At 70.1% G+C, this 9,414-nt stretch carries 8 protein-coding genes and 1 pseudogene; 3 read left to right on the top strand and 6 right to left on the bottom strand.

Features of this window, described 5'->3' with window-relative positions; all coding sequences use genetic code 11:
- A partial coding sequence (locus GWK61_RS49705; protein WP_228564258.1) for a FecCD family ABC transporter permease occupies positions 1–1,024 on the top strand: 1,024 nt, incomplete at its 5' end.
- Complete coding sequence (locus tag GWK61_RS49700) at positions 1,021–1,815, top strand: ABC transporter ATP-binding protein (RefSeq protein ID WP_194920774.1); 795 nt, start codon at positions 1,021–1,023, stop codon at positions 1,813–1,815. The genes GWK61_RS49705 and GWK61_RS49700, both read left to right, overlap by 4 nt.
- Here GWK61_RS49700 and GWK61_RS49695 read toward each other — a convergent pair.
- The 6 genes from GWK61_RS49695 to GWK61_RS49670 form a co-directional block, all read right to left on the bottom strand.
- Positions 1,803–3,164 (bottom strand): ABC transporter substrate-binding protein, encoded by a 1,362-nt coding sequence (locus GWK61_RS49695; protein ID WP_194920773.1) that lies wholly within the window; start codon positions 3,162–3,164, stop codon positions 1,803–1,805. The genes GWK61_RS49700 and GWK61_RS49695 overlap by 13 nt on opposite strands.
- Positions 3,165–3,206: 42 nt before the next feature.
- Positions 3,207–3,578, bottom strand: coding sequence for a hypothetical protein (locus GWK61_RS49690; RefSeq protein ID WP_194920772.1), 372 nt, complete (start codon positions 3,576–3,578; stop codon positions 3,207–3,209).
- Between the two features lie 35 nt (positions 3,579–3,613).
- Positions 3,614–4,108, bottom strand: coding sequence for a SigE family RNA polymerase sigma factor (locus tag GWK61_RS49685; RefSeq protein WP_194920770.1), 495 nt, complete (start codon positions 4,106–4,108; stop codon positions 3,614–3,616).
- Between the two features lie 122 nt (positions 4,109–4,230).
- Positions 4,231–5,154, bottom strand: a complete 924-nt coding sequence (locus GWK61_RS49680; RefSeq protein WP_194920767.1) for a hypothetical protein — start codon at positions 5,152–5,154, stop codon at positions 4,231–4,233.
- A gap of 116 nt (positions 5,155–5,270) precedes the next feature.
- Positions 5,271–6,896 carry a long-chain fatty acid--CoA ligase gene (locus GWK61_RS49675; RefSeq protein WP_194920764.1) on the bottom strand — a complete coding sequence of 542 codons (1,626 nt, stop codon included), beginning with the start codon at positions 6,894–6,896 and terminating at the stop codon, positions 5,271–5,273.
- Positions 6,897–6,939: 43 nt separating this feature from the next.
- Entirely contained in the window at positions 6,940–7,512 is a 573-nt protein-coding gene (locus tag GWK61_RS49670; RefSeq protein WP_194920762.1) for a SigE family RNA polymerase sigma factor, read from the bottom strand.
- Between the two features lie 314 nt (positions 7,513–7,826).
- Between GWK61_RS49670 and GWK61_RS49665 the strand changes: the two are divergent.
- Positions 7,827–9,414: pseudogene (locus tag GWK61_RS49665) on the top strand (hypothetical protein); the annotation flags it as partial.

Genomic DNA, 9,414 nt, shown 5'->3' with positions numbered 1-9,414 from the left:
CCCGACCATCGCCCTCCTCACCGGCGTCCTAGTCCTTCTCCTCGCCGCCCTCGTCTCCAGCCTCGGCGGCGCGGCGGGCCTCCCGGTCGCCGGCACCGCCAAGGCGCTCCTGGACAAGCTCCCCTTCGTCGACATCCACACCGGCCTCGGCCCAGTCCAGCAGAGTGTGCTCGACCAGATCCGCCTACCGCGCGTCGTCCTCGCGACGCTCGTCGGTGCGTTGCTTGCGCAGGCTGGCGCCGCGTATCAGGGTGTCTTCCGCAATCCGCTGTCCGACTCCGGGACCATCGGGGCCTCCGCCGGGGCCGGCATGGCCGCGACCCTCGTCATCGTTTACGGCGGCGGGCCCGAGCACACCGTCGCCGGGATCGGCGCCGTGCCGCTCGCGGCGTTCGTCGGGGCGCTCGGCGGGGTGTTCGCGAGCTACGTGCTCGGCACGGTCGTGGGCCGCGGGGGCACCGCCTCCCTCATCCTCGCCGGGGTCGCCGTCAGCTCGTTCGTTGGGGCGGTGCAGGCGTTCGTCATGCAGCGGAGCACCGCGGACGTGCGGCAGGTGTACTCGTGGCTGTTCGGGAGTTTCGCCGCCGCCGACTGGTCGCTGGTGCGGTTGGCGCTGCCGTACGCCGTCATCAGCGTCCTGATCGTCACCGTGCACGCCCGCCATCTCGACGTCCTCGCGCTCGGCGACGACGAGGCCGCCACCCTCGGCCTGCATCCTGTGCGCACGCGCGTGATCGTGCTGGCCGCCGCGTCGCTGGCGACCGCGACCGCGGTGGCCGTCAGCGGCATCATCGGCTTCGTCGGGCTGGTGGTGCCGCACGTCGTGCGCCGCGTCGCCGGGCCCGGGCACCGCTTGCTGCTGCCGATGAGCCTGCTGGTCGGCGGGGCCTTCCTGGTTCTGGCCGATCTGCTGGCGCGCACCGTGCTGGCGCCCGCCGAGCTGCCGATCGGGGTCGTCACCTCGTTCGTCGGGGCGCCGTTCTTCCTGGTCATCCTGCGGGCCACGCGGGAGCGCGACCGGTGAGCGCGGTCAAGGCCGCGGGGGTGCGGGTGCGGCTGGACCGCAGGCCGATCCTGCACGGCGTCGACCTCGCCGTGGCCTCCGGAGCCTGGCACGCCGTCCTCGGCCCGAACGGCGCGGGCAAGTCCACGCTGCTCAAGGCGATCGTCGGCATCCTGCCGCACGAGGGCGACATCCGGGTCGGCGGCGAGGCCGTCGCGAAGCTCTCCGCCAAACACCGCGCCCGCCTCATCGCCTACGTCCCACAGCAGCCGCAGCTCCCCGGCGACATGACCGTCTCCGAGTACGTATTGCTCGGCCGCACGCCGCACCTGGGCTACCTCGGCGTCGAGTCCCGGACCGACCGCGCGGTCGCTGAGAGCGCGCTGGAGCGCCTGGACCTCGCCGGCTTCTCCGGCCGGCGGCTCGGCGCGATGTCCGGGGGCGAACGCCAGCGCGTCGTCCTGGCCCGCGCGCTGGCCCAGCAGGCCGGCGTCCTGCTGCTCGACGAGCCGACCACCGCCCTGGACCTCGGCCACCAGCAGCAGGTCCTGGACCTGGTCGACGAACTGCGCGCGACCGAGGGCCTGACCGTCATCAGCACCCTGCACGACCTCAGCCTCGCCGCGCAGTACGCCGACGAGCTGACTCTTCTCGTCGAAGGCGCGGTCGCAGCCTGCGGCACAGCCCGCGAAGTCCTTACAGAGCAACGAATCGCCGAGAACTATGGAGCTCGCGTGAGAGTCTTCGACGACGGCGAAGGACGACCTGTCATCCACCTGATCCGCGAAAAACACCACGGCTACGGCGAATAAGCAACCTGAGGTACGTCGTAGCAGTTCGTGTCCATATCCGGTACCCGCGTCACCCAGCCGCCCCGCCCGCCGTTCGCAGAGTCCTGCCACTGCGCGACGTTGAAGCACGCGTGCGTCGTCCCCGTCGGCGCCCTCACATCGAAAGCCGCCGGCGTGATGATCCCGTGCGCGTCATAGGGCTTCCCCGAGTTCATGAACTTCTCGACGCACACCCGCGTCACATCGGCCCCGCACGAAGCCACCGCGTCAGTGAGCCACTGCGCCGACGCCCACCCGTCGATCTCCCACTCCGACAGCTTCCCCTCGCGGTCCGGGAAGTACTTCGCCATCGCGTCCCGGAACGCCTTCACCGCCGGGTTCGCCGTGTCCTCGTAGTTGGCGTCAGAAGCGTTGGCGTACAACAGGTTCCGGCAATTCGGCGCGTCCTTGTACGTCGCGGCGACCGTGGCGTCCCAACTCTGCACCGTCGTCATCTTCGCCACGATCGGCACCCCGGCGTCCTCGATCGCCTTGCACAGCCTGGCGTTCCCGTCCGTGTCGATGGTGTCGAAGACGACGTCCACACCCTTGTTCTTCATGTCCAGCGCCGCGGAGTTGAAGTCGGCCAACGCGATGTCCAACTGCTCCGGGACGACCGTCAACCCCTCCTTGCGCAGCGCCTCGGCCTCATAGGAGGCATACCGTGCCGAGTCCGCCTGGTTGTACGAGACGAGTCCGGCGACGTGCGCGTGCAACACCGTCTTCGCGTAGTGCTCGGCCTCGGTCGAGGAGTACAGCTTCCCCTGCCACCCGATGCTCTTGCCGTCGCGCGGATAGTCGCTGCCGTAGATCGAGTACAGGTGCGCGTACTGGTCGTAGGCGTTGCTGATCGGCTCGCCGCCGACGTCCGGCACGTCCTTGGCCGAGACGTAGGACGCGCCGTCGTACTGGAAGGCCGAGTTGCCGGCGAACGCGAACACCTTGTCCTGGTCGATCAGCGTGTGAGCGCACGACACGTTCGTCCCGCCGACCCCCTGGTCGTCGCACGTCACGAAGGTGATCTGCCGACCGCCGACCCCGCCGGCGGCGTTCAGCGCCTTGAAGAAGGCCTGCGCGCCGTACATCGGGCCGGAGAACGTGTCCGGCCCGAGCAGCGAGTCCACCGAGTCGATCATCCCGATCTTGATCGAGGTCGCTGTGACGCCGACATCACTGGCCGGGTTCGCTGAGGAGGCGCCGGACGTTCCCGGCACACCCGGACCCTGCGAGGTGAAAGCCGAATCCGGCAGTCGAGTGCCGCACGCCGCGGTCCCCAGCAGCGCGGTCCCGAGCAGGGTCAGACCCGCTCCGAGCCCGAAGATCCGTCGCATCGGCCCTCCCGAGAGCTCGAACTGCCCGGCGCTCAGCCCGCGTCAGGGAACGGCGACCGTCCCGCCGCTGGTCCCGCTGCTCTGCGCGCCGCCGCTCTGCGTCGTGTCGGTGTCGGTCACCGGCGGCGGCACCGGACCCCCGCTGCCGCCGGGGATCACCACGCTGGTCCCGCCCGAGTGGTTCGAGTGCGCCACCGCGGCGATGCCGGCCACCATGCTGAAGCCCGCGACGCACAGCACGCCGGCCGCCAGGCCCGTCCGCACCCGCTGCCGGTGCCGGATGTGCCCGCCGAGGACCTCCACGGTCGCCATCACGTCGTCGACGTCCGGCAGCGCCGGTTCCCCGGCGGTGAAGGCGGTCTCCATCAGACCGCGCATCGCGTCCTCGCCCGCGGACGCGTCCACCGCGTTCATCCGTGTCCTCCCTTCGCCGGCTCCGCCCTCATCGTTCAGACCGCCTGGTGTACAGACGAGTCGAGCAGCCCTTTGAGTTTCGCCAACGCGCGCGCGGTGTCCGACTTCACGGTGTTGGCCTTCATCCCGAGCGCCTCGGCGGTGGCCTCGACGCTCATATCGTCCCAGAACCGCAGTGCCACGACGGCCCGCTGGCGCGGCGAGAGCTGCTTGAGCGCGGCCATCAGCGCCATCCGGGTCTCGATCTCCGGGCCCTCGGTGCCGGAGTCCGGAAGCTCCGCCGTGACCAGCTCGTGGTTGCGGCGCTTGCGGGACTCGTCGATGTACGTGCGGACCAGGACCTGGCGCGCGTAGGAGTCGACGGCCTCCACGGCGCGCACGCGCGTCCACGCCACGAACAGCTTGGCCAGCGTCTGCTGTGTCAGGTCCTGGGCCTGGTGCCAGTCGCCGCACAGCAGATACGCGGTCCGACGCAGCGCGCCCTGGCGGGCCGCGACGAACTCGCGGAAATCCTCGGTTCCCGACCGCATCCGTTATCAGTGGCCTTCACAAGTGTCGGCAGCTTGCTGGAACTGCACAGTGCTTGGACTGCTCAGGTGGCGCTGGGCCTCGTCGGTGGTTCCCAGTCGATCGGGGAAGCGTGCGGGTGCTTTCAGCTGTTGGTGCCCACGACCGAGGCCGTCAGCTGGCCGAGCACGGCCGTGGCGGCGGCGGCCGCGGGTTTGGTGTCCGAGCCTTCTTCCAGGTCGTAATACCCGGCGTCGTTCCCGGCACTCCCGCGAGTGTAGGTCAGGACGACATACCGTCCCCGGCGTTGTGCGACCGCGGAAATCGTGACATGGGTGTGGGTGTCGGTGAACACGAACACCCCCTGGGAGTTGACCCAGGACGGCTCGACCGCGCCGCCGCCGCCGACGATCTCGTCCTTGTCGCCGTCCTTGGGCCCGCCGCAGCCGGGTGCGTTCGGGTCGATCGCGCCCATGCCCGATACGGCGGCCTGGGCCGCGTCGGCGGTCTGGTAGGCGATCGCGGTGCTGACGACCCAGTGCACCGGGTTCCCGTCGGCGCCGACCGTCGAGGAGGAGCTGCTGCTGGACCCGGTCGAGGTCGGGGTCGACGAGGAGCCGCTCTTGTGGTTGTAGCCGTTGCTGTGGCTCGACGAGGAGGAGGACGTCGTGGACGCCGGCGTCGTCGGCGGATCGCCGGGCAGCGGGCCGGCCATGAAGAACGAGGTGACCGGCTGCAGCGACTTCTTCGAGGTGTCGATCATGTTCTGCGTGCAGGCCCACGTCTGCTTGAGCAGGAGCTTCGCGGTGTCCGCGGCCGGCCACGTCTTCCACTGGCTGTCAGTGGCGAATGCGCTGTCCAACTCCTGGGTATTGAGCTGCAAGGAGTTGAGGACCTGGACGTCGTTCTCGTTGGCGTTCGCGTTCGCCACAGACTGCGACTGCGCGGAGCTCGAAGCCGCGGAGCCGCCCCCGGAGGAGCTACTGGAACACGCACTCATAGCGAGCGCGGCGAGCACCGACGCCGCGCCGGCAGCGGTGCTGCGCGAAAACCGCCGAGATATCCGCATGTCCGCGGGGCCTCCCCTGCCGATTACAACTGATGTTCCAGGTGCTCAAGTTCTCGGCACTCTACACTGCGGACTTTTCTGTTGAAGAGGCCTTCAGGCGCGGGTCTACAACGCTTCTACAACACTGTGACCTCAAGCTCACCGGCTGCATACGCGCGGCGTACTTCCTTCTTGTCGAACTTGCCGACGGAGGTCTTGGGGACGGCGTTGAGGAAGGTCCATCGCTCAGGAAGCTGCCACTTCGGGATGAGCCCGGACAGGTACTCACGAAGTTCCTCCGGCGCGGCCTCGGCGCCCTCGCGGAGCACCACGGCGGCCAGCGGCCGCTCCTGCCAGCGCTCGTCCGGGACCCCGACCACGGTCGCCTCGGCCACGGCGGCGTGCGCCATCAGGTGGTTCTCCAGTTCGACCGAGGAGATCCACTCGCCGCCGGACTTGATGACGTCCTTCTCCCGGTCGGTCAGCGTCAGGTAGCCGTCGGGGGTGATCGTGCCGACGTCGCCGGTGCGCAGCCAGCCGTCGTGGAAGCGCTCGGGGTCCTCGTCGCCGTAGTAGGAGGCGGTGATCCAGGGCCCGCGGACCTCCAGCTCGCCGACCGCCTCGCCGTCGTTGGGGACGATCGTGCCGTCCGGGCCGGCCAGCCGGGCCTGCACCCCGGCCGGGAAGCGGCCCTGGGTGACCCGGTAGGACCAGGCCACCTCGCCCTCGGTGCCGGCCGGCGGCTGGGAGACGCAGCCCAGCGGGGAGGTCTCGGTCATGCCCCAGGCGTGGATGATGCGCATGTCGTAGCGCTCTTCGAAGGCGCTCATCAGCGCCGGCGGCACCGCCGAGCCGCCGACCACCGCGCGCTTGAGCGTCGGGATCTTCTCGCCGCTGGCGTCCAGGTGGTTGAGCACGTCGTTCCAGATCGTCGGCACCGCGCCGGCGAAGTCCGCGCCGGAGGCGTGGATCGCCCGCACCAGCGCCGGGGCCTGCAGGAACCGGTCCGGCATGACCAGGGTCGCGCCGGACATCAACGCCGCGTAGGGGATTCCCCAGGCCATCGCGTGGAACATCGGGACGATGGTCAGGACCCGGTTCGCCTCGGTGAGCTGGAACGACTGCGGCATCGTGACCTGCATCGAGTGCAGGTAGACCGAGCGGTGGCTGTAGACCACGCCCTTGGGGTTGCCGGTGGTGCCGGAGGTGTAGCACATCGCCGCGGCGTCGGTCTCGACGAAGTCGGGCCAGTCGTAGGTCGTGGGTTTCCCGGCCAGGAGTTCCTCGTACCGGTGGATCTGCTTGCCGGCGGGCTCCAGCGGCGCCGGGTCGCCCTCGCCGACGATCACCACGTGCTCGACCGTCCTGAACCCCGGCAGCACCCGGGCCAGCAGCGGGATCAGGCTGCCGTCGACCACCACCACCTTGTCCTCGGCGTGGTTGGCGATGTACGTGATCTGATCCGGGAAGAGCCGGATGTTCAGGGTGTGGAGCACGGCGCCCATGGACGGGACGGCGAAGTACGCCTCCAGGTGCTCCTGGTTGTTCCACATGAACGTGGCGACCCGTTCGTCGCCGCGGATCCCGAGGTCGTCGTGCAGGGCGTGGGCCAGCTGCGCGGCGCGCCCGCCGACCTCGGCGAACGTGGCGGTGCGCAGGCCGTCGGCGGTGACGGTGTGCACCTTCGACCGGGAATAGACGGTCGAGGCGAACCTCAGGAGCGTCGGGATTCCTAGCGGGGTCTCCTGCATGGTCGAGCGCATCGCTGACCTCCTGAGGGGTTGAGGTTACCGGGCGGTACACCGGTCAGTCTGCATCGACCCTGGCGGATTTCGGAAGGGGTTCGCCGGCAGGCGGGCGAAGTGGCGCGGGGATGGCGACGCGGGCGTCGCGTAATGCCCCGTCCGTCCGGAGTTTGGCAAGGGCTCGTGAAGCCGTTGACTTCACCGTGCCGACTGAGATCCCCATTACCTCGGCGGTCTCCGCTTCGGAGAGGTCTTCGTAATAACGCAGGACGACCACCGCGCGCTGGCGGCGCGGCAGCTGCGCCAGCGACTTCCAGACCGTCGAGCGCAGCTCGATCTCCGCCGGCCGCGTATCCTCCCAGACCTGCTCGGGCAGCTGGTCGGTGGGGTATTCCTCGACCCGGCGCTTGCGCCACCAGGAGGTCTGGGTGTTCACCAGGACGCGCCGCACGTAGCCGTCGAGCGCGCCCTTGTCCTGGATGCGGGCCCAGGACAGATAGGTCTTGGCCAGCGCGGTCTGCAGCAGGTCCTCGGCGTCGGCGCGGTTCCCGGTCAGCAGATAGGCGACGCGCAAGAGGGCCCCGGACCGCTCAGTGACATAGCGAGAGAACTCCTCGTCTCTGTCCGCCGTCACGCGACAACGTTATGCCGAGGGGGCGCTGAGATGACAATCGAGGGTCGCCCTGCCACAGCCCGGATCTGGATGTTGTGGGCAGGCCACAGAAATCACGGCTTGTTCTTAGTGGATGCCCTACCGCTGAGCCCCAGTATTGAGTACCGTTTGCGCAACGATCCCACCACATCAGTGGACATTGATCACACACAGCACTGCGGACACAGCGGCAACGGGGGCCGCCTCAATTCCGCTCTTTAGAGCCGAGGCGGGCGATACATGGTGACTTCGAGCAGGGTTCCGGACTCGCAGTCCGGAGAACGGTCAGGCAGCCGATGAGCGTCGCCTACGGCGAGCAGCAGAGGAACAGCTCGGCCTTGAGCGCGTCCGGGGCCGGCGGCCAGCGTGAGATCGAGCACCAGTACCACGTCGTGCTGCAGGACTCCCTGGGCCACCCGGCGCTGGGCTTCCGCGAGGGCACCTGGTTCCGGATCACCGTGTCCGGTCCGCAGCCGCTCCAGCTGCGCGGGGCGATCCGCACCTGTCCGCACGCCGCCGGCTCGATCGTGCAGATCGCGTGCTGGTGGATGCGGGAGAACCCGATGCAGCCGCGGTCCCTGGACCTGGCCACCGAGCTGGCGCTGACGGTCGGCGAGCTGGTGCGGGTGTGCCCGGCCGACGGGCTCGGGACGACCTCGATGGACCTGCTGCCGATGGCGATGGCCGCGGTGGCGCAGAGCGGGCCGCCGGTGACTCCGGCCCCGGCGCTGCCCAGCGCGTCGAGCGGGTACGCGTCGAGCGGGTACTCCACGTCCGGGTCGGGTTTCGGGTCCACGCCGGCGCTGGGCTCGTCCGCGTCGAGCTCGGCGGGCTCCTCCGACGCCTTCGGCTCCGGTTCCGCGTTCGGCTCGCAGAGCGCCCTGGGTAGCTCGGGGTCGTACAGCAGCTCCGGGTCGTACGCCACGAGCAACGACGCCCTGTACGGAAGCGCGGCGAGTTCGACCTCTGCGACCGGCTACGGCGCGTCCGGCTCGAGCGGCGGCTACGGCCAGACGAGCGGGTACGGCTCGTCGAACGGCTACGAGACCGCGAACGGGTCGAGCGCCGCATCGAGCGGCACCTACGGCTCGACCAGCGCTTACGGCTCGTCGTCCACGGACGCCTATAGCTCCGGATCGAGCACGTACGGCTCTACTACGGGCTCTGCGACCGGCTACAGCTCCACGTCCAGCTCCGGTGGCTACGGCTCGTCGAGCTCCACGAGTTCCACGAGCGCCTACGGGGCCAGCCCGTACGCGAACCTCTCGAACCCGCTGACCGACCCCTTGGAACAGACCTCGTACTCGTCCGCGTCGGATCCGCTGGGTCAGAGCGCTTACTCGACCGGTTCGTACGCTGCGAGCAGTTCATACGACTCGGCCCAGACCTCCTACCTCCCGGTCACCACCGGCGCGAGCGCGGCGGAGAGCGGCTGGTTCGAGCCCGCGGACGGGACCGGCACCGGCGGGTTCCCGGCCGTGCCGCCGGCTCCGGTGATGGGCCGTCCGGCGCCGCCCAAGCCGGCACCGCCCGCGCCGAAGCCGTATTCGAGCTCGAACCCGGGTTCGGGTGCCGGGCGCGGCGGCTACGGAGGCGGCGCGACGCCGCAGGCCGCGCTGCCGCCGGCGAGCCGTCCCCGGGAGAGCGGCGCCGACTGGGAGCCCCGCGCGGCCGCGCCGCGCCGTCCGGGCCCCAACGGCTCCCACGGCTCCAGCGGCTCCAGCAACTCGTCGCTCCAGCCTCGTCCGCAGCAGTCGGCCGCCCCGCGTCCGGTCCCCGGTGTTCCCGGCGCGTCCGGCCAGCAGCCGCGTCCGCCTCGTCCCCCGCAGCCCCGCGACGGCTACGGCCGCCCCGCCGAGCCGCAGGACCCGGGCCGCTCCAGCG

This window comes from Catenulispora rubra, from assembly GCF_015356825.1.
Taxonomy (GTDB): Bacteria; Actinomycetota; Actinomycetes; order Streptomycetales; family Catenulisporaceae; genus Catenulispora; species Catenulispora rubra.
The sequence above is the reverse complement of the archived record's forward strand: the minus strand, read 5'-3'. Positions and strand labels throughout refer to the sequence as shown.

Coding starts and splice junctions, on each gene's coding strand:
- GWK61_RS49675 (WP_194920764.1), bottom strand. CDS start 6,896: ATGCGCTCGACCATGCAGGAGACCCCGCTAGGAATCCCGACGCTCCTG.
- GWK61_RS49680 (WP_194920767.1), bottom strand. CDS start 5,154: ATGCGGATATCTCGGCGGTTTTCGCGCAGCACCGCTGCCGGCGCGGCG.
- GWK61_RS49695 (WP_194920773.1), bottom strand. CDS start 3,164: ATGCGACGGATCTTCGGGCTCGGAGCGGGTCTGACCCTGCTCGGGACC.
- GWK61_RS49690 (WP_194920772.1), bottom strand. CDS start 3,578: ATGAACGCGGTGGACGCGTCCGCGGGCGAGGACGCGATGCGCGGTCTG.
- GWK61_RS49685 (WP_194920770.1), bottom strand. CDS start 4,108: ATGCGGTCGGGAACCGAGGATTTCCGCGAGTTCGTCGCGGCCCGCCAG.